This is a genomic window from Photorhabdus thracensis (assembly GCF_001010285.1).
Lineage (GTDB): Bacteria > Pseudomonadota > Gammaproteobacteria > Enterobacterales > Enterobacteriaceae > Photorhabdus > Photorhabdus temperata.
On record NZ_CP011104.1, the window covers coordinates 1694179 to 1718256 of the forward strand.

16 protein-coding genes, 1 tRNA gene and 2 rRNA genes are annotated in these 24078 nt (G+C 46.4%); 7 read left to right on the top strand and 12 right to left on the bottom strand.

Annotated elements, in window-relative coordinates:
• Positions 1-28: 28 nt before the first annotated feature.
• The 5 genes from VY86_RS07020 to btuB all read right to left on the bottom strand — a co-directional run bounded on the left by VY86_RS07020 (position 29) and on the right by btuB (position 7859).
• A 23S ribosomal RNA gene (locus tag VY86_RS07020) occupies positions 29-2939 on the bottom strand.
• Positions 2940-3128: 189 nt separating this feature from the next.
• Positions 3129-3204: transfer RNA gene (locus VY86_RS07025), tRNA-Glu, on the bottom strand.
• A gap of 82 nt (positions 3205-3286) precedes the next feature.
• Positions 3287-4832, bottom strand: a 16S ribosomal RNA gene (locus tag VY86_RS07030).
• Together the 16S and 23S rRNA genes with 1 tRNA gene alongside form the textbook arrangement of a ribosomal RNA operon.
• A 356-nt stretch (positions 4833-5188) precedes the next feature.
• Positions 5189-6052: a glutamate racemase gene (gene murI / locus VY86_RS07035; RefSeq protein WP_046974418.1), complete on the bottom strand. Its 864-nt coding sequence runs from the start codon at positions 6050-6052 to the stop codon at positions 5189-5191.
• A complete protein-coding gene (btuB, locus tag VY86_RS07040) occupies positions 5997-7859 on the bottom strand; it encodes a TonB-dependent vitamin B12 receptor BtuB (protein WP_046974419.1) in 1863 nt (620 codons plus the stop codon). Before btuB ends, murI begins: the two co-directional genes overlap by 56 nt.
• A gap of 187 nt (positions 7860-8046) precedes the next feature.
• Here btuB and trmA point away from each other — a divergent pair, with 187 nt between their 5' ends.
• Positions 8047-9150 carry a tRNA (uridine(54)-C5)-methyltransferase TrmA gene (gene trmA, locus VY86_RS07045; RefSeq protein WP_158020018.1) on the top strand — a complete coding sequence of 368 codons (1104 nt, stop codon included), beginning with the start codon at positions 8047-8049 and terminating at the stop codon, positions 9148-9150.
• A 61-nt stretch (positions 9151-9211) separates the two neighbouring features.
• On the opposite strand, the gene VY86_RS07050 is transcribed toward trmA, so the two are convergent.
• Both VY86_RS07050 and fabR read right to left on the bottom strand, forming a co-directional pair.
• On the bottom strand, positions 9212-9583 hold the full coding sequence (locus VY86_RS07050) for a YijD family membrane protein (protein WP_046976753.1): 372 nt from the start codon (positions 9581-9583) through the stop codon (positions 9212-9214).
• A 23-nt stretch (positions 9584-9606) separates the two neighbouring features.
• Positions 9607-10251 carry an HTH-type transcriptional repressor FabR gene (fabR, locus tag VY86_RS07055; protein WP_021325464.1) on the bottom strand — a complete coding sequence of 215 codons (645 nt, stop codon included), beginning with the start codon at positions 10249-10251 and terminating at the stop codon, positions 9607-9609.
• A 193-nt stretch (positions 10252-10444) separates the two neighbouring features.
• Here fabR and sthA point away from each other — a divergent pair, with 193 nt between their 5' ends.
• On the top strand, positions 10445-11842 hold the full coding sequence (gene sthA / locus VY86_RS07060) for a Si-specific NAD(P)(+) transhydrogenase (RefSeq protein WP_021325463.1): 1398 nt from the start codon (positions 10445-10447) through the stop codon (positions 11840-11842).
• Here sthA and oxyR read toward each other — a convergent pair.
• The 5 genes from oxyR to argC all read right to left on the bottom strand — a co-directional run bounded on the left by oxyR (position 11834) and on the right by argC (position 17496).
• Positions 11834-12739, bottom strand: coding sequence for a DNA-binding transcriptional regulator OxyR (gene oxyR, locus VY86_RS07065; RefSeq protein ID WP_046974421.1), 906 nt, complete (start codon positions 12737-12739; stop codon positions 11834-11836). The genes sthA and oxyR overlap by 9 nt on opposite strands.
• Positions 12740-12889: 150 nt before the next feature.
• Positions 12890-14269 carry an argininosuccinate lyase gene (argH, locus tag VY86_RS07070; RefSeq protein WP_046974422.1) on the bottom strand — a complete coding sequence of 460 codons (1380 nt, stop codon included), beginning with the start codon at positions 14267-14269 and terminating at the stop codon, positions 12890-12892.
• 151 nt (positions 14270-14420) lie between these two features.
• Positions 14421-15635, bottom strand: coding sequence for an argininosuccinate synthase (locus tag VY86_RS07075; protein WP_046974423.1), 1215 nt, complete (start codon positions 15633-15635; stop codon positions 14421-14423).
• Between the two features lie 57 nt (positions 15636-15692).
• A complete protein-coding gene (gene argB, locus VY86_RS07080) occupies positions 15693-16466 on the bottom strand; it encodes an acetylglutamate kinase (protein ID WP_046974424.1) in 774 nt (257 codons plus the stop codon).
• Between the two features lie 25 nt (positions 16467-16491).
• The gene (gene argC / locus VY86_RS07085; RefSeq protein WP_046974425.1) at positions 16492-17496 is read right to left on the bottom strand and encodes an N-acetyl-gamma-glutamyl-phosphate reductase; all 1005 of its coding nucleotides are present in this window, start codon (positions 17494-17496) and stop codon (positions 16492-16494) included.
• 102 nt (positions 17497-17598) lie between these two features.
• Here argC and argE point away from each other — a divergent pair, with 102 nt between their 5' ends.
• The 5 genes from argE to VY86_RS07110 all read left to right on the top strand — a co-directional run bounded on the left by argE (position 17599) and on the right by VY86_RS07110 (position 24045).
• Complete coding sequence (gene argE / locus VY86_RS07090) at positions 17599-18756, top strand: acetylornithine deacetylase (RefSeq protein ID WP_046974426.1); 1158 nt, start codon at positions 17599-17601, stop codon at positions 18754-18756.
• A 305-nt stretch (positions 18757-19061) separates the two neighbouring features.
• On the top strand, positions 19062-21698 hold the full coding sequence (gene ppc / locus VY86_RS07095; RefSeq protein WP_046974427.1) for a phosphoenolpyruvate carboxylase: 2637 nt from the start codon (positions 19062-19064) through the stop codon (positions 21696-21698).
• A gap of 357 nt (positions 21699-22055) precedes the next feature.
• On the top strand, positions 22056-22634 hold the full coding sequence (locus tag VY86_RS07100; RefSeq protein ID WP_046974428.1) for a YolA family protein: 579 nt from the start codon (positions 22056-22058) through the stop codon (positions 22632-22634).
• A 544-nt stretch (positions 22635-23178) separates the two neighbouring features.
• Positions 23179-23760 (top strand): YolA family protein, encoded by a 582-nt coding sequence (locus VY86_RS07105; RefSeq protein ID WP_052760787.1) that lies wholly within the window; start codon positions 23179-23181, stop codon positions 23758-23760.
• 114 nt (positions 23761-23874) lie between these two features.
• Positions 23875-24045, top strand: coding sequence for a hypothetical protein (locus tag VY86_RS07110; protein WP_162200371.1), 171 nt, complete (start codon positions 23875-23877; stop codon positions 24043-24045).
• Positions 24046-24078 lie beyond the last annotated feature (33 nt).

Below are 24078 nucleotides of genomic sequence, written 5' to 3' on the forward strand. Positions count from 1 at the left end.
TCTCGCACCAAAACACCTTCGGTGTTGTAAGGTTAAGCCGCTCGGTTCATTAGTACTGGTCAGCTCAATGCATCGCTGCACTTACACACCCAGCCTATCCACGTCTTCGTCTTAAACGTTCCTTCCGTGACCTTACGTCAAGGGAAGACTCATCTCAAGGCAAGTTTCCCGCTTAGATGCTTTCAGCGGTTATCTCTTCCGCACTTAGCTACCGGGCTATGCCATTGGCATGACAACCCGTACACCAGTGGTGCGTCCACTCCGGTCCTCTCGTACTAGGAGCAGCCCCTTTCAATCTTCCTGCGCCCACGGCAGATAGGGACCGAACTGTCTCACGACGTTCTAAACCCAGCTCGCGTACCACTTTAAATGGCGAACAGCCATACCCTTGGGACCAACTTCAGCCCCAGGATGTGATGAGCCGACATCGAGGTGCCAAACACCGCCGTCGATATGAACTCTTGGGCGGTATCAGCCTGTTATCCCCGGAGTACCTTTTATCCGTTGAGCGATGGCCCTTCCATGCAGAACCACCGGATCACTAAGACCTACTTTCGTACCTGCTCGAGCCGTCACTCTCGCAGTCAAGCTGGCTTATGCCTTTGCACTAACCTCACGATGTCCGACCGTGATTAGCCAACCTTCGTGCTCCTCCGTTACGCTTTAGGAGGAGACCGCCCCAGTCAAACTACCCACCAGACACTGTCCCCGATGCGGATCACGCACCCGGGTGAGAACATCGAACATTCAAGGGTGGTATTTCAAGGATGGCTCCATGCAGACTGGCGTCCACACTTCCAGGCCTCCCACCTATCCTACACATCAAGGCTCCATGTTCAGTGTCAAGCTATAGTAAAGGTTCACGGGGTCTTTCCGTCTTGCCGCGGGTACACTGCATCTTCACAGCGAGTTCAATTTCACTGAGTCTCGGGTGGAGACAGCCTGGCCATCATTACGCCATTCGTGCAGGTCGGAACTTACCCGACAAGGAATTTCGCTACCTTAGGACCGTTATAGTTACGGCCGCCGTTTACTGGGGCTTCGATCAAGAGCGTCGCACTTACGCGCTAACCCCATCAATTAACCTTCCAGCACCGGGCAGGCGTCACACCGTATACGTCCACTTTCGTGTTTGCACAGTGCTGTGTTTTTAATAAACAGTTGCAGCCAGCTGGTCTCTGCGACTGGCTTCAGCTCCGGGCGCTCGGCCCTTCACCTACCGCCAGCGTGCCTTCTCCCGAAGTTACGGCACCATTTTGCCTAGTTCCTTCACCCGAGTTCTCTCAAGCGCCTGAGTATTCTCTACCTGACCACCTGTGTCGGTTTGGGGTACGATTCAATATGACCTGATGCTTAGAGGCTTTTCCTGGAAGCCGGGCATCAACCACTTCACCGCCGTAGCGGCTCGTCATCACGCCTCAGTGTTGCAGCAGAACGGATTTGCCTGTCCTGCCCACCTACACGCTTAAACCGGGACGACCGTCGCCCGGATGGCCTAGCCTTCTCCGTCCCCCCTTCGCAGTCACATTCAGTACAGGAATATTAACCTGTTTCCCATCGACTACGCTTTTCAGCCTCGCCTTAGGGGTCGACTCACCCTGCCCCGATTAACGTTGGACAGGAACCCTTGGTCTTCCGGCGAGCGGGTTTTTCACCCGCTTTATCGTTACTTATGTCAGCATTCGCACTTCTGATACCTCCAGCGGGCCTCACGACGCCGCCTTCGCCGGCTTACAGAACGCTCCCCTACCCAACGACACATTCATGTCGCTGCCGCAGCTTCGGTGCATGGTTTAGCCCCGTTACATCTTCCGCGCAGGCCGACTCGACCAGTGAGCTATTACGCTTTCTTTAAATGATGGCTGCTTCTAAGCCAACATCCTGGCTGTCTGAGCCTTCCCACCTCGTTTCCCACTTAACCATGACTTTGGGACCTTAGCTGGCGGTCTGGGTTGTTTCCCTCTTCACGACGGACGTTAGCACCCGCCGTGTGTCTCCCGTGATACCATTCTTCGGTATTCGCAGTTTGCATCGGGTTGGTAAGCCGGGATGGCCCCCTAGCCGAAACAGTGCTCTACCCCCGAAGATGAATTCACGAGGCGCTACCTAAATAGCTTTCGGGGAGAACCAGCTATCTCCCGGTTTGATTGGCCTTTCACCCCCAGCCACAAGTCATCCGCTAATTTTTCAACATTAGTCGGTTCGGTCCTCCAGTCAGTGTTACCTAACCTTCAACCTGCCCATGGCTAGATCACCGGGTTTCGGGTCTATACCCTGCAACTTATGCGCCCAGTTAAGACTCGGTTTCCCTGCGGCTCCCCTAAACGGTTAACCTTGCTACAGAATATAAGTCGCTGACCCATTATACAAAAGGTACGCAGTCACCCCTATTAATAGAAGCTCCCACTGCTTGTACGTACACGGTTTCAGGTTCTCTTTCACTCCCCTCGCCGGGGTTCTTTTCGCCTTTCCCTCACGGTACTGGTTCACTATCGGTCAGTCAGGAGTATTTAGCCTTGGAGGATGGGCCCCCCATATTCAGACAGGATACCACGTGTCCCGCCCTACTCGTTGAGTTCACAACTTGTGTGTTTTGGTGTACGGGACTCTCACCCTTTACTGTGCGACTTTCCAGACGCTTCCACTAACACACCCGCTGATTCAGACTCTGGGCTGCTCCCCGTTCGCTCGCCGCTACTGGGGGAATCTCGGTTGATTTCTTTTCCTCGGGGTACTGAGATGTTTCAGTTCCCCCGGTTCGCCTCGTTTGACTATGAATTCATCAAACGATAGTGCAACGGATTGCACTGGGTTTCCCCATTCGGACATCGCCGGCTATTACGCTTCATATCAGCTTACCGACGCTTTTCGCAGATTAGCACGTCCTTCATCGCCTCTGACTGCCTAGGCATCCACCGTGTACGCTTAGTCGCTTAACCTCACAACCCGAAAATGTCTCGGATTGCCGATTGTTGAGAGACTGGTCAATAATACCTCGGTGATATTATCGACGGTTTCAATTTTCAGCTTGTTCCAGATTGTTAAAGAGCATTTATCGTTAAACCGACTTCATCAGAAATCCGCTTAACGATAACACGACGACGGCTTTCACCCGTCATCACCGCAAGTGGCGTCCCCTAGGGGATTCGAACCCCTGTTACCGCCGTGAAAGGGCGGTGTCCTAGGCCTCTAGACGAAGGGGACACAATGGCCGGCTTCGCAGACGCGTCTTGCTCGACTTTCATCAGACAATCTGTGTGAGCACTGCACTCAACTGCATCTCAGGTAAGGAGGTGATCCAACCGCAGGTTCCCCTACGGTTACCTTGTTACGACTTCACCCCAGTCATGAATCACAAAGTGGTCAGCGCCCTCCAAACGGTTAAGCTACCGACTTCTTTTGCAACCCACTCCCATGGTGTGACGGGCGGTGTGTACAAGGCCCGGGAACGTATTCACCGTAGCATTCTGATCTACGATTACTAGCGATTCCGACTTCATGGAGTCGAGTTGCAGACTCCAATCCGGACTACGACAGACTTTATGTGTTCCGCTTGCTCTCGCGAGGTCGCTTCACTTTGTATCCGCCATTGTAGCACGTGTGTAGCCCTACTCGTAAGGGCCATGATGACTTGACGTCATCCCCACCTTCCTCCGGTTTATCACCGGCAGTCTCCTTTGAGTTCCCACCATTACGTGCTGGCAACAAAGGATAAGGGTTGCGCTCGTTGCGGGACTTAACCCAACATTTCACAACACGAGCTGACGACAGCCATGCAGCACCTGTCTCTCAGTTCCCGAAGGCACTTCGCTGTCTCCAGCAAATTCTGAGGATGTCAAGAGTAGGTAAGGTTCTTCGCGTTGCATCGAATTAAACCACATGCTCCACCGCTTGTGCGGGCCCCCGTCAATTCATTTGAGTTTTAACCTTGCGGCCGTACTCCCCAGGCGGTCGATTTAACGCGTTAGCTCCGGAAGCCACTCCTCTTAGGGAACAACCTCCAAATCGACATCGTTTACCGCGTGGACTACCAGGGTATCTAATCCTGTTTGCTCCCCACGCTTTCGCACCTGAGCGTCAGTCTTCGTCCAGGGGGCCGCCTTCGCCACCGGTATTCCTCCACATCTCTACGCATTTCACCGCTACACATGGAATTCTACCCCCCTCTACGAGACTCTAGCCAACCAGTCTTAGATGCCGTTCCCAGGTTAAGCCCGGGGATTTCACATCTAACTTAATTGACCGCCTGCGTGCGCTTTACGCCCAGTCATTCCGATTAACGCTTGCACCCTCCGTATTACCGCGGCTGCTGGCACGGAGTTAGCCGGTGCTTCTTCTGCGGGTAACGTCAACATACCGCTCTGTTCAAGCGATATCCTTCCTCCCCGCTGAAAGTACTTTACAACCCGAAGGCCTTCTTCATACACGCGGCATGGCTGCATCAGGCTTGCGCCCATTGTGCAATATTCCCCACTGCTGCCTCCCGTAGGAGTCTGGGCCGTGTCTCAGTCCCAGTGTGGCTGGTCATCCTCTCAGACCAGCTAGGGATCGTCGCCTAGGTAGGCCATTACCCTACCTACCAGCTAATCCCATCTGGGTTCATCCGCGGGCGTGAGGCCCTTTCAGGTCCCCCACTTTGGTCTTGCGACATTATGCGGTATTAGCCACCGTTTCCAGTGGTTATCCCCCGCCCTCGGGCAGATCCCCAGACATTACTCACCCGTCCGCCGCTCGTCAGCAAAAATGCAAGCATTTTCCTGTTACCGCTCGACTTGCATGTGTTAGGCCTGCCGCCAGCGTTCAATCTGAGCCATGATCAAACTCTTCGATTAAAAGCTTGATGCTCAAAGAAACTGACTGTTCATTCGTTATGAATTAACTGTTGTTCACTCTTTAAGACTTTAGTGTATTCTTTTGTGATACCGTCTTGTGAGTGCCCACACAGATTGTCTGATTAATTGTTAAAGAGCAGGCTGAAATAAAAAGTAATATTCTCGTTCAGCCGGGCTGCGTATACTACGCTTTTCGCCCGCAGAGTCAAGCGCTTATTTGCTTTGCTCTGCCTGGCCTCACACGTTTTGTCAGCGTTGTGTCGGTCAGTGGTGGCGCATTATAGGGAGTTCTTCGGCGCTGGCAATAATTATTTTGAAAAAAGTTAACGACTGCTGCTTATTACACCAAATTTAACTTAAGTTATCAATTTCTCCAGTTTTGAGAACCCATATTCCTGCAAAACAGAGATTAATTCATCAGTATCAGCATTCATTTTTATACAATAAGCAAGGCTATCTGCTGAAGTACAAACAAGATTCTCCTGATGTTTAACCAACCAAGCTGTCCTTCTGGCAATAGCGGCACCGGAATCAATTAAGCGTGTACCATCAGGCAGTACCTGAACTAATTCTTCTGCCAATAATGGAAAATGAGTACAACCCAAGACTACCGTATCAGGTGGTTCTTTCATTCTGAGCCAAGGTTTCAGTATCTTTTTTAAAGCATCGGAAGATACCTTGCCACCATGCAGTTTAGCTTCAGCTAATTCTACCAACTCAGCAGAACCTATAGATTCAATTCTGCAATCTATCGCAAATCTTTCGATAAGTTCTTTTGTATAGGATCGGTTAACTGTTGCTCTCGTCGCCAATAGCCCAACAATGCCATTACGAGTTAACTTCGCTGCGGGCTTTATCGCTGGAACCACACCAACCACCGGGAAATGGAACCGTTCGCGCAAAGCTGGCAAACTGACGGTACTTGCGGTGTTACATGCAATAACGACTATTGCCAGAGAGTGTTTTTGTTGAACGGCATCAACAATTTTAACGACTCGTTCAATAATAAACTCTTCCGATTTTTCACCATAAGGGAATGCTTCATTATCAAATACGTATATATAGTGGAGATCCGGCAACAATTGCCGGATCTCTTGGTAAACGGATAAACCACCGACACCCGAGTCAAAAACTAAAACTGTCGGGCGGACAGGTTTATTCAAATCAGAAGTTATAGCTCCCAGTGAGGTAGTATTCACGTCCTGGAGTGCGATAGCCATAAACTGTCTCGTAATCTTTATCAAGCAGGTTGGCTATTCTACCACGAATTGTCAGATGAACAGTGACCGGATATGAAACAGTTAAATCCCAAAAGCTAACTCCGCCTAATTTTACTTCTCGAGCAGGATATGTACTGGAATCTTTATCATAACGCCGCCCAAGATATTGATAGGTTAATCCCCAATCAAAATCATATAGCTGCCAGTCAAGTTGATATTTCACTTGCTGCTTCGCACGGCGAGTTAAAATCTCATTAGTTTCACCATTACGTGGATCGATATATTGCAATGTCAATAGATGCTGGAATATTCCAGCATCTATTGAACCAGTCCATTCAACACCTTTAATTTTTGCTTTGCCAATATTGTAGTAGCGACTATTTGTATAATCGATCAATTGTTCAATGTCATTACGATATACAGAAAGACGCCAATTCAACAAACCTGTTACGCCTTCTATACCCCCTTCCCATTGTTTACTTTCTTCAGGTTTCAAATCTCGATTACCTCCCCAAGAACCATACATCTGGCTAAGAGTCGGCGCTTTAAACGCCGTACCATAAGAAGTAATCAAACGATAACCTTCAATAAACTCCCAGCCTACACTGGTTTGCCATGTAGTATTCCAGCCAGCTTCTGAATGTTTATCCGACCGAATCGCGCCTTCCAGGATAAAATCATTTAATTGCTGCTGTGCTGTCAGATATATCCCTGTATTACGTACTGTTTCACCCGTTGGAATATAACTTGTTCCAGCGTCAATGGACTGTTTTTGGAAGTCAACACCAGCACTCATCATTCCCTGATATAACTGAAAGGTATTTCCCCATTGCAAGTTATATTGTTCAGAATCACCAAGAGTCGCGGATTTGTCATAACGCCCATACTTAGGATCAAAGTTGTAGTCTTTTATATGACTATAACTTGCAATTAATTGGGACGAGTAAATCCCTTGGTTAAATTGGATCCCTGCGTCATAGTGACGGCTATAAAGTTCACGAGTATCTGGCCTGGCATATGGATAACTCCAGTTAATATCCGCATCATAAGATGTTCTATTGTCATAGCCATAAGCACGGGCAAATCCGCTGAATTGCTCATTAAATTTCTGATCAACTCCCAACCAGAGCATTTTACTCATAAAACCATCACGATCAGGCTGCCTGAAACTACCGGTATTACCCGCAGCAACTACATCAAATCCCTTAGTATAGGTATAGCTGGCTGCTGCTGTCAGTGAGGTGTTTTCAGCTAATCTTTGCTGGGTTGCGCCATCATAAATCTGGTAACCGTGTGAGCCAATACCTACATTTAGACTGGTTCCCAGTTTCTCTCTGTTCGTTATGATATTGATAACGCCGCCAATCGCATCAGAACCATAAACCGCAGAACGTGGCCCACGGATATATTCAATCTTCTGAATTAACGATACAGGTATTTGGCTTAAATCAGAGGAGCCACTGATACCAGCTTGATTCAGACGTATTCCATCCACCAGCACCAATACATGACTAGAGTTAGTACCACGGATAAACAGAGAACTTAACTGCCCAATACCACCATGCAGCGCAATATCAACACCGGGCAAGCGGCGTAAAATATCGGCTACGCTATTTGACTGCCAACGCTCAATTTCATCTCGTGTTACAACGGTATGAGGAGCCAGTATGCTTGAAACAGGCTGTTTAAACCGACTTGCCGTAACAACCAATGAATCCTGCTGTTCTTCCGCAACAGCAACAGAATTCCAACCAGAAATCACTGCAACTGAAATTGCGGATAATAAAAACCGGTTTTTATTTATCATATAGAGAAAACATCCAACAATGATTGTTAGAAGGCCAAAACTCCATGCTACGATGAAGGATCAGACCTGTTTAGAATATAAGCATAGACAGGATTATGAATGAGTAATAAGAAAACTGGACATCCTTTGCTCTTTCCCTACAATTTCGCACGAAAATTTTTCTTACTACAGATATAAGAGAACAAACATAATGCAAAATCTCCTGCCAACGGAAAGCTATGAGCAACAACTTGCAGAGAAAGTAAGCCGTTTAAAAAGCATGATGGCGCCTTTCCAAACTCCGGAGCCAGAGGTTTTCCGCTCACCAGTATCTCATTACAGAATGCGTGCAGAATTCCGAATCTGGCATGAGCAGGATGATTTGTACCATATTATGTTTGATCAACAGACAAAACAGCGTATTCGCATTGTACAATTTCCTGTCGCCAGTAAATTAATCAACAACATGATGGCAGTGTTAATTGACGCCATTAAATCCGAACATATCCTGCGCCATAAGCTATTTCAGATTGATTATCTGTCTACTCGCAGCAACAAAATCCTTATTTCTCTGCTTTATCACAAAAAATTGAGTGATGAATGGACACAACAGGCATTAAAGCTACGTGAAGAGTTAAGAAATAAAGGGTTTGACGTTGAGCTAATTGGCAGGGCAGCTAAAACCAAAATCGTATTGAACCATGATTACATTGATGAGGTTTTACCTATTGCAGGTCGGAATATGATCTATCGTCAGGTAGAAAACAGTTTCACCCAGCCAAATGCCAGCGTCAATATTCACATGCTCGAATGGGCGATTGATATTACCAAAGGTTCACAAGGCGATTTACTTGAACTTTATTGCGGAAATGGTAACTTTTCTCTAGCATTAGCTCAAAATTTTGAAAGAGTATTGGCGACAGAAATTGCCAAGCCATCCGTTGCTGCGGCTCAATACAATATCGCGGCCAATAATATTGATAACGTGCAAATTATCCGAATGTCGGCTGAAGAATTCACTCAAGCAATGAACGGCGAACGCGAATTTAATCGCCTACAGGGAATCGATTTAAAAAGCTATCAATGTGAAACTATTTTTGTCGATCCACCACGTAGCGGCCTTGATGAAAAAACGGTTGAGATGGTCCAGGCATATCCGCGGGTTCTTTATATTTCCTGCAACCCGGAAACCCTTTGTCATAATCTGGAAACATTAACCCAAACGCATAAAATCAGCCGTCTGGCTCTGTTTGATCAGTTCCCTTATACACACCATATGGAATGCGGCGTACTTCTGGAAAAATTAAACTGATACTTTAAGCATACAAAACAAAAACGCCGCAGATAGTTATCTCTCCGGCGTTTTTCATCAATTAATGGCTGTTTTCTGCAATTGCCTGGTCTTTACGGACTTTTATTTTTCTGTAAATCCAGAACACCAGTATAGTCCCTATTACCGCGGGGAGAAAATTAGAACCAATTTCAGGGTATTCCACCCTGATAATCGCACTATAACTAAATAATCCCAAGAGGAAGCAAGCGACAACCAGCTTAGGCACCCCATCAGGCATTGAGTGATTCAAATAGCGCTGATGGAGACAATAAATTGATAACACCAGTGTTATCAATGGGAAAACTGAAAAAGAAACAACTGAGTTAAAAACTGCTGAAAACGTTCCATTAGTTGCTAATCCGACAATAAAAGCGAGTAACAATGTACTTTTGTCCTGGCGGTATTGTTCCATCATTTCGTTCTCCTTCTTCATAGTTATTTAAGTTTAGGGTCCGGTGGATTTATTTCTCTGCGATACCAATAATATGCACCTTTAGCAATCATCCGTAGTTGCAAGACTAAACGTTCTTCCAAACGCTGTCTTTTCTCCAAATCAATATCCAATGCTTCTGCACCTGCACTGAATACTATTGTTACCATTGCCTCTGCCTGTACTTCAGTAAAATGTCTCGGCATACGGCTTTCCTGCTCTAAATAGTCTGCCAACTCAGCAATAAAATGTTGGATTTCCCGTGCGACAGCGGCACGGAATTCAGCAGAGGTACCTGAGCGTTCACGTAATAATAAGCGGAATGCATTTGGATTATTACCAATAAATTCCATAAAAGTTGAAACAGATGTACGGATGACACTGCCACCTTTAGCAATACGTTGCCGGGCTTGTCTCATTAACTGACGTAGCATCAAGCCACTCTCATCCACCATAGTCAGCCCTAATTCATCAACATCACGGAAATGGCGATAAAATGAAGTTGGCGCAATACCTGCTTCACGAGCCACCTCACGCAAGCTAAGACTGGTAAAACTCCGTTCAGCACTCAGTTGACTGAATGCCGCCTCAATCAGTGAACGGCGGGTTCTTTCTTTCTGTTTCGCTCTGACGCCAGTAATGTTACTCACACGAATCCTGATATCTCTGTCTAAATATAGTGAAGAAATAGACCAAATTTTATAATCATGCTCTTATCATGTCACTGATACGGATTTGTTTCATCATTAAACTGTGACATAAAATCCTTATGACGATTGGGTTATTAACTCAACCAATGTTAATATGGCGTTGTAATTTTGTGTAAAAACAGGTCTTTCCTCTATGCAACATATTCATTTTGACGCCATTGTCATTGGCTCCGGCCCCGGTGGAGAAGGAGCAGCAATGGGATTGGTGAAACAGGGTAAAAGCGTTGCCGTTATTGAACGCTATAACAACGTCGGCGGTGGTTGTACTCACTGGGGTACTATCCCGTCCAAAGCCCTCCGCCATGCCGTCAGCCGTATTATCGAATTTAACCAAAACCCGCTGTACAGTGATAATTCCCGCATTCTTCGCTCTTCATTTGCTGAAATCTTACGCCGCGCTGAAATTGTCATTAATCAGCAAACTAAAATGCGCCAGGGATTTTATGAGCGCAATGGGTGCCGTATGTTCTCCGGGGAAGCAACATTTATTGATGACCACCGGGTGAGTGTGCGCTATGCCGATGATAACTACGATATCTTAAGTGCAGATAAGATTATTATCGCGACCGGCTCCCGCCCATATTGTCCGCCAGATGTTGATTTCACCCATTCCCGTATTTATAACAGCGATTCCATTCTGAAACTGGATCACGAACCACGGCATGTGATTATTTATGGTGCCGGGGTGATTGGTTGTGAATATGCGTCAATTTTCCGCGGATTAGGCGTGAAAGTTGATTTAATCAATACCCGTAACCACTTACTGGCTTTCCTTGATCAAGAGATGTCAGATGCCCTTTCCTACCATTTTTGGAATAGTGGTGTCGTGATCCGCCACAATGAAGAATATTCTAAAATTGAAGGTGTTGATGATGGTGTTATCGTTCACCTCAAATCCGGTAAAAAAGTCAAAGCCGACTGTCTGCTTTATGCTAACGGCCGAACAGGCAATACCGATACGCTTGGGCTGAAAAACATTGGTCTGGAAGCCGATGGCCGCGGGTTACTGAAAGTCAATAAGATCTATCAAACCAGCAACGAAAATATCTACGCCGTAGGAGATGTTATCGGTTATCCAAGCCTGGCATCCGCTGCTTATGATCAGGGCCGAATTGCCGCGCAAGCGATGACTAAAGGAAGCGCCGAAGTTCATCTGATTGAAGATATTCCAACGGGCATCTATACCATTCCAGAAATAAGCTCTGTGGGTAAAACCGAACAACAATTAACAGCAATGAAAGTGCCTTATGAAGTTGGGCGCGCGCAGTTTAAACATCTTGCACGCGCACAAATTGCGGGGATGAATGTCGGAAGCCTGAAAATACTGTTCCACAGGGAAACCAAAGAGATTCTTGGTATTCACTGCTTCGGGGAGCGTGCTGCTGAAATCATTCATATCGGCCAGGCTATTATGGAACAAAAAGGTGAAAGTAATACTATCGAATATTTCGTCAATACTACCTTCAACTATCCAACTATGGCTGAAGCCTATCGTGTCGCGGCCCTGAATGGCCTGAACCGACTATTTTGAATGCCCGTAATAGCGCCCCATTTTAGCGCTGATAACCTCTGCCAGTTGCTCATAGCGACCACGCAGAGGTGAACCAGGCCGATAAATCAAAATAACAGACCGCTTAGGTTCAGGGTTGCCACACCTCAGATAACAGACACCATCACGTTTTCTCTCCTGCGGAACTGCCAGATCAGGCAATAAAGTGATTCCACTACCGGCAGCAACCATATTACGCAGAGTTTCCAAACTGGTTGCACGGAAATGTGTATCTTCCTTCGCTCCGGCTTGAAAACAGAAACCCATGGCCTGATCACGTAAGCAATGACCATCCTCCAGCATCAGCAGCTTCTCACCTGCCAATTCATCCATCACAATTTTTTCTCTATCTGCCCAGGGATGGTCATCATAGATTGCCAGTTTCATTGATTCTTCAAATAACGGCACTTCGATGAAAGCTTCTGTCTCCTTAATCATTGCCAGAATCGCACAATCCAATTTGCCACTCTCCAACTGGGCTAACAAACTTTGCGTCTGAGCTTCATGCAAATACATTTCCAACTTAGGAAACAAACTATGAAGTTCAGGAATAATATGAGGTAACAAATATGGGCCAATTGTTGGGATCAAACCAATATGCAGAGGGCCAGACATATTTTCCCCCTGAAGTGATGCCATTTCCTGTAGGATCCTAACCTCACGGAGAACCGTTCTGGCCTGTTCCACTAATAACATCCCTTGTTGCGTGAACAAAACCTTACGACTGGTGCGTTCTAACAGCATGACACCCAGATCATCCTCAAGCTTACGAATTTGCCCGCTTAACGTAGGCTGGCTGACGTGGCATGAATCGGCAGCATGGCGAAAGTGCCGATGCTCCGCAAGAGCCACAAGATATTCCAGATCGCGGATATTCATTCCCACCTCAACATATTGAATATAAATGATAGAAACTACCAATAGACAATTATATCAATGTGAGGAGAAGACTATCAGATAATCCTTAAAAACTTATATGTAAAGATCTCATTTATTTTACAGGGGATATTAATACCCCCTAACGATGACTTACTTAAACTTTAGTCTCTGTTTAGCATCTATAATCGCTTTCATGACCTGTTTCCGCGATACACCACCTTTTGCAAGACGCTTATCCAGACAAGATTGCAGAGACAAAATATCGTATACATCTTCAGTAATTGTGCTGCTAAATTTCTGCAACTCTGCCAATGACAGCTCTTCCAGCGCCTTACCCTGAGCAAGCGCCATAATCACGGTTTCCCCGACAATATGGTGAGCTTCACGGAATGGAACACCTTTTGCGACCAGATAATCAGCCAATTCAGTTGCGTTGGCATAACCCTGTTTAGCCGCTTCTTCACAACGTGAACGCCTGACTTGAATACCATCCAGTACCAACGCGGCCATATGCAAGCAATCGATCCAAGTGTCCAGCGTATCGAACAACCCTTCTTTATCCTCCTGCATATCTTTATTATAGGCCAGAGGCAAGCCTTTCAGGGTCATCATCATACCGGTCAATGCTCCCTGCACCCGACCACATTTCCCGCGGATTAACTCCAGCGCATCCGGGTTTTTCTTCTGTGGCATCAGGGAAGAACCCGAAGTCACCCGATCTGACAGTTCAACAAAGCCCGCTTCACCACTGTTAAAGAAAATCAGGTCTTCAGCAAAACGGGAAAGGTGGATCATGCTGATGCTAGCGTCAGACAGCAATTCCAGTACATGGTCACGATCTGAAACGCTATCCAGACTGTTACGAGTCGCGGAAGCGAAACCCAGCCATGACGCCAATTGCTCGCGGTCAATATCATAAGCGGTTCCAGCCAATGCACCGCATCCAAGCGGACTGGTATCCAGCCGTCTTAAAGTATCCTGTAACCGACTTTCATCACGAGCCAACATTTCTACATAAGCCAGGCACCAATGAGCAAATGTAACAGGCTGTGCTCTTTGCAAATGGGTATAACCCGGCATAACCGCATCCTGATTATTCTCTGCGGTAATAACCAATGCCTGCTGTAATTCCACAATTGCCTGATGAATATAAGTAATATACTCTTTACACCAAAGTTTGAGATCTGTTGCCACCTGATCATTACGGCTACGACCTGTATGAAGCTTCTTACCCAGATCACCGACTTTGCTGATCAACTGTCCTTCCACCCAACTATGAATATCTTCCGCATCACTTTGCAGGATAGCTTGTGGACTAGCTTGAACCTCACTCAGCAATTCATTTAATGCCATCTCCAGCTTTTGTTGCTCCTTAGCCGTCAGCACCCCAACAGTCACCAGCGCTTTCGACCATGCAACCGAACCTGTAATGTCCTGCTCCGCCAGTCGGTAATCAAAGCGAAGTGAATCGTTAAATTGTTTGAACCGTTGATCGGCTTCCTGACTGAAACGCCCGCCCCAAAGTGCCATATTTTTATTCCTGATTATTTGATGCCTGAGTGCGTGATTGCCTTTTATAAGCCGTCATTTCATGCATTAAGTGGAGATAATGGGCCAGAAAAGCCAATCCAGGAACGGATTCACAATCTGGTCATTATCCCCGTTGCCACGAACGATAAAATTACTCTTTACTATTTAATGCCCGAATACGTGAAGAGAGAGAATACAGACGGATAAACCCTTCTGCATGGCTGTGATCGTAAACCTCATCTTCACCAAACGTTGCAAACGCTTCAGAATAAAGGCTGTTTGTTGATCTCTTCTGGATTGCTGTCACCTGGCCTTTATAGAGTTTCAGTACCACTTCACCACGGACATCCGCAGCCAACGTCTCAGCCGCTGCCTGAATAGACTGACGCAGCGGCGCGAACCAACGTCCGTCATAAACGATATAGGACATTTCCAGCCCAAGTTGCTGGCGCCATTTAAAGCTATCGCGGTCCAGCACCAGTTGTTCGACACCACGCAATGCGGCCATCATGATGGTTCCTCCCGGTGTTTCATAACAACCACGGGATTTCATTCCCACCAGCCGGTTTTCCACAATATCAATCCGGCCAATACCGTGTTTTGCCCCCAACACATTCAACGCTTCAAGGCATTGATATGGCGACATCACCTTACCATTAATCCCAACAACTTCGCCTTTTTCAATAGTGATGCTTACCAGTTCAGCTTCATCTGGTGCTTCTTCTGGCTCCACTGTCCACACCCAACAATCTTTATTAGATGCATTCCAGGTGCTTTCCAGCACGCCACCTTCTGTAGAGATGTGCCATGCATTCTCATCACGGCTGTAAATTTTCTCCAGTGTTGCCGTCGTTGGGATATCCCGTGCTTTCAGATAATCCAACAACGCTTCGCGGGAACGTAAATCCCACTCTCTCCACGGAGCTACCACTTTCAGATGAGGCGCTAACGCGGTATAAGTACTTTCAAACCGAACCTGATCGTTACCCTTACCTGTCGCGCCATGAGCAAGTGCATCTGCTCCCACTTTCAGTGCCAGTTCAACCTGTGCTTTAGCAATAATTGGTCGCGCCATTGAAGTTCCCAGCAAATAGCTGCCTTCATACAAGGCACCGGTTTTCAGTACTGGATAAACATAATCTTTAATGAATTCCTCACGCAGATCCACAACGTGACATTCTGATGCGCCAGAACGCAAAGCTTTTTGTTCCACGCCTTCCAGATCTTCACGGCTTTGCCCCACATCGGCGACAAATGCAACAACTTCACAGTTGTCATAATGCTCTTTCAGCCAGGGAATAATGGCAGAAGTATCCAGACCACCAGAATAAGCGAGAACTATTTTTTTAATATCTTTAGTATGCATGAAGTTACCCTTTGAAATTCCGTTGTTGTTCATTGCCGAAAATTAATCAAACTTGATTTAAGCCAGAATACGAGTACCGACGGGAACACCGTTAAATAGGGCGGTCAGTTGATCCGCATGACGCCAACTGGCGATATCTACCGGGCGGCCTAATGTTTTAGCTGCATCCAAAGCTGCATTCACCTTCACGATCATGCCGTCAGTAATGATGCCCTGCACAATAAGTTGTTCAGCTTTCTGAGCGGTCATATCAGGGATCTTCTGCCCTTTACCATCCAAAATGCCGCTAACATCAGAGAGCAATACCAGATCAGCCCCCAAAGTTTGAGCTATCGCCGTTGCCGCCTGATCAGCATTCACATTCATCAGCTCCCCTTTATCAGTTACACCAATTGAGCTAATAATGGGTATATAACCAGCATCCAGTAAAATTCTTAGCAACTTAGTATCACCCGGCATCGCTTTCCCCACATGCCCCAACTCTTCACTCAGTTGGGAAACCGTGACCACATTACCATCTCCTAAATATAATCCAACTGATGCAAGCTGATACTTAGTCGCCCACGACAACAAAGTTTTATTAGCGATACCTGCCAATGCACCGGTAATAATCCCTATCTGATTAACGGGTGTTACCCGTAATCCTTGCTCCTTCACTACCGGCAGTTGCAACTTCTGCATCAGTTCATCTACCAGACAACCACCACCATGCACAATCACCAACTGGCGTTTATGTGTTTGCCGATATTCCTGTAATGCAGTAAACACGCGTTCCAGTGCTTCTTCATTGTCCAGTAACACTCCACCTAACTTTATGACTAAAGGTTCCATCTGCTTTACTCCCTCACGCCAATAATTAAAGTAATGCTTGGGTTTCTTCAAACCCAAAACGAATATTCATACACTGAACTGCCTGAGCTGCCGCGCCTTTCAAAAGATTATCCTCAGTACCCACAATAATCAGGTGATCACCCTGTACAACAAAACCAATATCACAGAACGGTAATCCAACAACCGATTTCAGAGCTGGCAACCCTTTGCTGTAGAGACGCACCAGAGGCTTATCTTTATACGCCTGTTGATAAGCTTCACTTATCTGTTCTGCGGTAACACCCGACTTCAATTTACAGGTAATCGTGGCAAGAATACCCCGCGCAAAATTACCAAGATGCGGAGTAAAAATCACCCTGGTCCCCAGATGTTCCTCAATCTCTGGTAGGTGACGATGAGTAAATATCCCATAAGGTTGCAGGCTAACTTCGCAGAAACTGTTGGTCATACTGGCCTTCCGACCTGCACCACTCACGCCGCTGGTCGCATTAATCACCGGCCAGTGACCGGTATCCAGCAAACCCTTTTCCAGTAGCGGCTTTAGCGCGAGTTGAGAAACCGTTGGATAACAGCCTGGGACAGCAACCAACTGGGCCTGTTTAATTTCTTCAGTCTGCCATTCGGCAAGTCCATATACAGCTTGTGTTAACCATTGAGTATGCTTATGTTTGAATCCGTAGTATTGTTGATAAATCTGAGCATCTTGTACGCGATAGGCACCGGACAAATCGAACACAACGCAACCTGCTGCCAGAAATACCGGCGCAATGTCATGACTGACCTCATGGGCGGTGGCAAGGAAAACCACATCAATCCCTTTAGCAGCATCAGTAATGTCAGTCAACGGTTGCAGCGGTAGATCAACGATGCTTTTATACTGTGGATGTAAATCTGAGAAGCATTTATCTGCATCAACGCTCTGGGCAGAAACCATTAGCCTAATCAGATTTATATGTGGGTGACGATGCAGATATGCTGCCAGTTCTGCTCCGGTATAACCACTTGCACCAACAACCAGCGTATTCAACATGGGATATCTTTGCCTTGTGCTCAGTATTTAAACGGGATAATGTATTTTTATTCAAAAAAAATGCATGAATATTGATACTATCATGAATAAAGGCTGTCAACAGTGAATATTAAATTACCTCCATTTATTGAGCTATTTCGGCAGTTAATCGCTACTCCCTCAATCAGCGCCACCGATATCAGTATCGATCAAAGTAATGAGTCTTTAATCAACCTACTGGCAAGCTGGTTAAAGGAAATTGGTTTCGAGATTGAAATACAACCGGTACCCAAAGTCCGTGGGAAATATAATTTACTGGCAACTCTGGGGAGTGGTTCAGGTGGATTACTGCTATGTGGGCATACCGACACCGTCCCTTTTGACGAAGGGCGCTGGAGTAAAGATCCCTTCACCCTGACAGAACGTGATAACAAACTATATGGTTTAGGTACGGCTGACATGAAAGGCTTCTTCGCCTTTATCATTGATGCCTTGCGGGATATTGATGTCAGCAAAATAACCCGTCCGCTGTACATTCTGGCTACCGCGGATGAAGAGACAACAATGGCAGGTGCCCGTTATTTTGCAGCAAGTACAACAATCCGGCCGGATTTCGCGATTATCGGTGAGCCGACGGCATTGCGGCCTATCTGTGCACACAAAGGGCATTTATCGAACGCTATCCGCATTGTCGGCCAGTCAGGGCATTCCAGTGATCCCGCCCGTGGTGTCAACGCCATTGATTTACTGCATGAATCTATTGGTCATCTGATTGAATTACGCGACACGTTAAAAGAGCGTTACAACAATCCGGCGTTTGCTATTCCATACCCGACCATGAACTTCGGCTATATTCATGGCGGTGATGCGGTAAATCGGATTTGCTCACATTGTGAATTGCATATGGATATTCGCCCATTACCGGGGCTGACATTACAGGATCTGAACGGGCTGTTAAATGAGGCTCTGGAACCGGTAAAACAGCGTTGGCCTGGCCGTCTGACCATCAATGAATTACATCCACCCATTCCCGGATATAAATGCCCAACAGACCACAAGATGGTTGATGTAATAGAAAAACTGCTGGGACGCAAGGCTGAAACCGTGAATTACTGTACTGAAGCGCCATTTATTCAGGAATTATGCCCAACGTTGGTACTTGGCCCAGGTTCGATTGAACAGGCACATCAGCCGGATGAGTTTATTGATATGTCATTTATTGAACCTACCAGAAAGATAATCTCTCAGTTAATAGATCATTTTTGTCTGAGCAATAATTAATTGTTTCAACTTATCCCCCCCCCAAAAATCAGGGGGGACTCAAGCATCAGAACAAGAAATAAACAAACCTTTCCCAAGTACCTTGCACATAAACACAGCGCAGATAATAAGTAATACTTATAGAAAACAGCCCGCCATTAAATTTTAGAAATTTCGCCCAAACTGATTATTTTCTGATATGAATATGAGGGCTTAGGGTAAATGCAACACTGTGGCGCCACAAAAAACAATTTCCCGCCACTTTAATAAAATTTTTCTACAGGAACAGAATCAACATTCTGCCAGTTATAAAGGCCAAGAGTCACATGAATCAACAATATTCCGCAATGCGCAGTAATGTCAGCATGCTAGGTAAGCTGCTGGGAGATACGATCAAAGAAGCTTTAGGAGAAGATATTCTCGATAAAGTTGAAACTATCCGCAAATTATCCAAATCATCCCGTGCCGGCAATGAAGCACACCGTCAGCAACTATTGTCCACATTGCAGAACTTATCCAATGATGAACTGTTGCCGGTTGCCCGCGCTTTCAATCAATTTCTCAACCTGACAAACGTCGCAGAACAATATCACAGCATATCTCCACATGGTGAAGCTGCCAGCAACCCGGTTGCTTTGGCGAAGTTATTCACCCAGTTAAAAGAAAAAAATTTCAGTAACGACGATCTAAAAAAAGCGGTGAATGAGCTGTCTATCGAACTGGTCCTCACTGCCCATCCAACTGAAATCGCGCGTCGTACCTTGATTCACAAACTGGTAGCCGTTAACACCTGCCTGTCACAATTAGATCACGATGATCTGGCGGATTATGAGCGTAATAACATTATGCGCCGCCTGCGCCAGTTAGTTGCCCAGTCATGGCATACCGATGAAATCCGTAAAATCCGCCCGACTCCCATTGATGAAGCTAAATGGGGCTTCGCTATGGTGGAAAACAGCTTATGGGATGGTGTACCGGCATTCCTGCGGGAATTCAATGAACAGTTGGAAGAGTCAATTGATTACAGCTTGCCGGTCGAAGCTGTTCCCATCCGTTTTACTTCCTGGATGGGTGGAGACCGCGACGGCAACCCGAATGTCACAGCTGAAGTTACTCACCATGTATTACTACTTAGCCGCTGGAAAGCAGCCGATCTGTTCCTGAAAGATATTCAGGTTCTGGTTTCTGAATTATCCATGTCCGAATGCACATCAGAAGTTCGCAAACTGGCAGGTGGTGATGAAATTCTGGAACCTTACCGGGAAATTGCCAAAAAACTGCGAACACAGCTCAGCAATACATTGGAATATTTAGAGAAGCGGCTGAAAGGGGAGCAAGTTCTGCCACCCACTGATCTGCTGATGGATAATGAACAGCTCTGGCAGCCTCTTTACGCCTGTTATCAATCATTGAAAACCTGTGGCATGGAAATCATCGCCAACGGCCAATTATTGGATATCTTGCGCCGTATTCGTTGCTTCGGCCTGTCACTGGTACGCATTGATGTCCGTCAGGAAAGCAGCCGCCATACAACCGCCATGTCTGAATTGACGCAATACCTGGAATTAGGCAACTACGAAAGCTGGTCGGAAGAAGAGAAACAAGCTTTCCTGCTGCATGAACTGAATTCCAAACGCCCACTGATCCCACACAACTGGCAACCAAGCGCTGAAACTCAAGAAGTTTTCAAAACCTGTAAAGTGATTGCAGAATCACCTCAAGACGCCATCGCTGCTTACGTTATCTCAATGGCTAAAGTGCCTTCTGATGTATTAGCGGTTCACCTGCTGTTGAAAGAAGCCGGTTGTCCGTTCACCTTACCAGTTGCCCCGCTGTTCGAAACCCTTGATGACCTGAACAACGCCGAGAATGTCATTCAACAATTGATGAATATTCAATGGTATCGCTCGCTGATTCAGGACAAACAGATGGTGATGATTGGCTACTCTGACTCGGCAAAAGATGCCGGGGTGATGGCAGCGGGATGGGCGCAATACCGCGCACAAGATGCACTAATCAAAGCCTGTGAAAAAGAAGGCGTCACGCTGACTTTGTTCCACGGTCGCGGCGGTACCATTGGCCGTGGCGGCGCACCAGCACATGCAGCGCTGCTTTCCCAACCACCGGGAAGCCTGAAAGGTGGGCTACGTGTCACTGAACAGGGTGAAATGATTCGCTTCAAATTCGGTCTGCCACAGGTCACTATCAGTAGCTTAGCGTTGTATGCCAGCGCAATTCTGGAAGCTAACCTGCTACCACCACCGGAACCTAAGCCGGAATGGCATCAGATAATGGATACCTTGTCTGATGTTTCTTGCAAGATGTATCGTGATTATGTGCGTGAACAACCTGATTTTGTGCCTTATTTCCGTGCTGCAACGCCAGAGCTGGAATTGGCTAAACTACCTTTGGGTTCTCGCCCGGCCAAACGCCGCCCGACAGGGGGTGTGGAAAGTTTGCGCGCTATCCCGTGGATTTTTGCCTGGACACAGAACCGTCTGATGTTGCCGGCCTGGTTAGGCGCAGGTGCTGCATTACAAACAGTCGTGAATGATGGTAAACAGGATGTATTGGCAGAAATGTGCCGCGATTGGCCCTTCTTTACAACTCGCATTGGTATGCTGGAGATGGTTTTCGCTAAAGCGGACCTATGGCTGGCGGAATATTATGATCACCGCTTGGTAGAGAAGAGTTTGTGGCCGTTAGGTCAGCAACTGCGTGAGCAACTTTCAGCAGATATTAAAACAGTATTAACCATTTCCAAAGATGAACATCTGATGGCAGATTTACCGTGGATTGCAGAATCAATCGCCCTGCGTAATGTTTATACCGATCCATTAAACGTTTTGCAGGCAGAACTTCTGCTACGTTCCCGTCAGCAGCAACACCCTGATCCACAGCTTGAACAGGCGCTGATGGTCACAATAGCGGGTGTAGCGGCAGGAATGCGAAATACAGGTTAGTCGCTGTCAGTAAGAAGCAATCTCCGCACGACAGTAGTGATATTATTGAGCACAGTACGGGTATCTTTTATCTCCATATAACCCCGTACAAGATGTGCTCAATGGTATCACGATTTTCCCACATTTACCGTTTGCGAAACTCGGCTAAATATGGATGCAAACGAAAAGGAAGTCATTTCTCGCCAGATGAAACGTGTTTGGAGAGCAATTCCCTAATAATTTACCACCCCTGTTCCACTAAACAAAAACACGACAAGAGCAGCCTAAACCCCACTCATTACATAAATAAAATTTGATAATGTGATTTTTACTTACTTCCCTAGAATTGTGCCTTTCCATTTCTAAGAGGGTTCAATCATGAAGAAAAATAAACTTGCCATTTTGTTATCTCTTGCTTCCCTGTTTGGCGTTAATGCCTATGCCCAAACAGAGAAACCACAGGAAGCCCCTGCTGCTAAAAATGCCCTGACAGCGCAATCCCAGCTGCTGCCTAACCCTGAGAGCCCCATCCGTGCCGACGAGAAGGCGCTCGACATTAAGTCTGAGATAGCTTACATCCCCGCACCTCCGCTAACCAATATGTGGGTCTATGCCGTTGGTTCGACGACTTGCGGATGGGAATACACTTCCAACTTACCGGTGACGAACTGCGATCACGGAGGGAACCTGCTCCGCGCCGCCGTTCTGGAAATTGGCTACGGATTCAACCCCATTGCTGGGATGAACGGCGTTACATTGCCAGGCTCGATGTACTCTTCTACACCAGTTTGTATTACAGGCGGATACTACACTTGGCCATGCGCTGCGGGCCAAATTGTGGTTGGCTCCCTTAAGGAATACAGCCTCGACGGCTACCAGAATGGTCTCTTCAGATACCAGAACACTTCCACTAATTGGCCTCATAATACTATATCAACACAGATCAACATTCGTTGACCTACTACTTAAATCTGTAAAGGGCGGGAAACCGCCCTTTTTCATCGTAATTAAACAATTATATAAAATTAATTTAAAAGTTTACTCCTGTGAATTTCTCACAAATTATTTCCGTAAGGCCCCCTGTAAGAGAGCCTATACCCAGTAATAAAGTCATTAATCAGAGAATGGTATAACGAATGTGCAAAAGAATATCGCTCATGATTTGCAATAATACGCCTGATTAATCAATCCCTTAGTTGACTTGCTGTAACACTCGCCCGACCAAGCTGTCCAACAACTCGGCATCCAAATACAGGTTAGTCGCTGTCAGTAGGAAACAATAAATATGGATGCAAACAAATGAAGAAGCAATTTCTCGCTAGGTGAAACGTATTTGAAGAGCAATTCCTTATAATTTACCCGCCCCTATTCAGCAATGAAATAAACAAAAACAGCGACAATAACAGATTAAATATCGAACATTATATAAATAAAATTTGATAATGTGATTTTTGCTCATTTCCCTAGAATTGTGCTTTTCCATTTCTAAGAGGATTCAATTGTGAAAAAAAATAAACTTGCCATTTTGTTGTCTCTTGCTTCCTTGTTTGGTGTTAATGCCTATGCCCAAACAGAGCAACTGCCGGAAGTTCCTGCTTCTCAAAAAGTCCTGATAGCACAATCCCAGCTTCTGCCTAACGCTGATAGCCCCATCCGGGCCGAAAAGCAGGATCCCAACATTAATTCTGAGCCTGTTGACGCCCCCGCACCTCCGCTAAGCGATATGTGGGTCTATGCCGTTGGCTCGACGAATTGCGGATGGGAATACACTTCCAACGTGCTTGCAACAACCTGCGATCACGGAGGACAGCAGCTCCGCGCCGCCGTTCTGGAAATTGGCTACGGATATAGCCCTTTTGCTTGGATGAACGGCAATCTACTGCCCAAATCAGCGATGTACGCCGATACACCAGTTTGCATTACAAACGGGTATTACACTTGGCCGTGCACTGCGGGTCAAACTGTGGTTGGCTTCCTTAAGGAATATAACCTTGACGGCAACCAGAATGGTCTCTTCAGATACCAGAACACTTCCACTAACTTACCTCAGAACATCGAATCAGTTCAGATCAACATTCGTTGACCTGAACTGCTGAAACTCACTTAAATCTGTAAGGGCCGGGAAACCGCCCTTATTCATTTTTATGCGCAAGTATCGACGCCGATAGTTTCCTGCTATATGACAGATTCAAGCACCTTGAGCATCTTTTTACCATTACGCATCACGCTGGTGAAATCGGCTTATTTAACACCACCTATTTCTGTCAGAGAAACCTCGGCTGTAGCCATTATCAGAGATATCAAAAATGATGTTGAGCTGTTGACCACAACACTGAGCGATTGCGCGCGCTGGCATAGAGGTAACTGACTCTGGCATTAATTCTCATCGTAATCAAGCCTT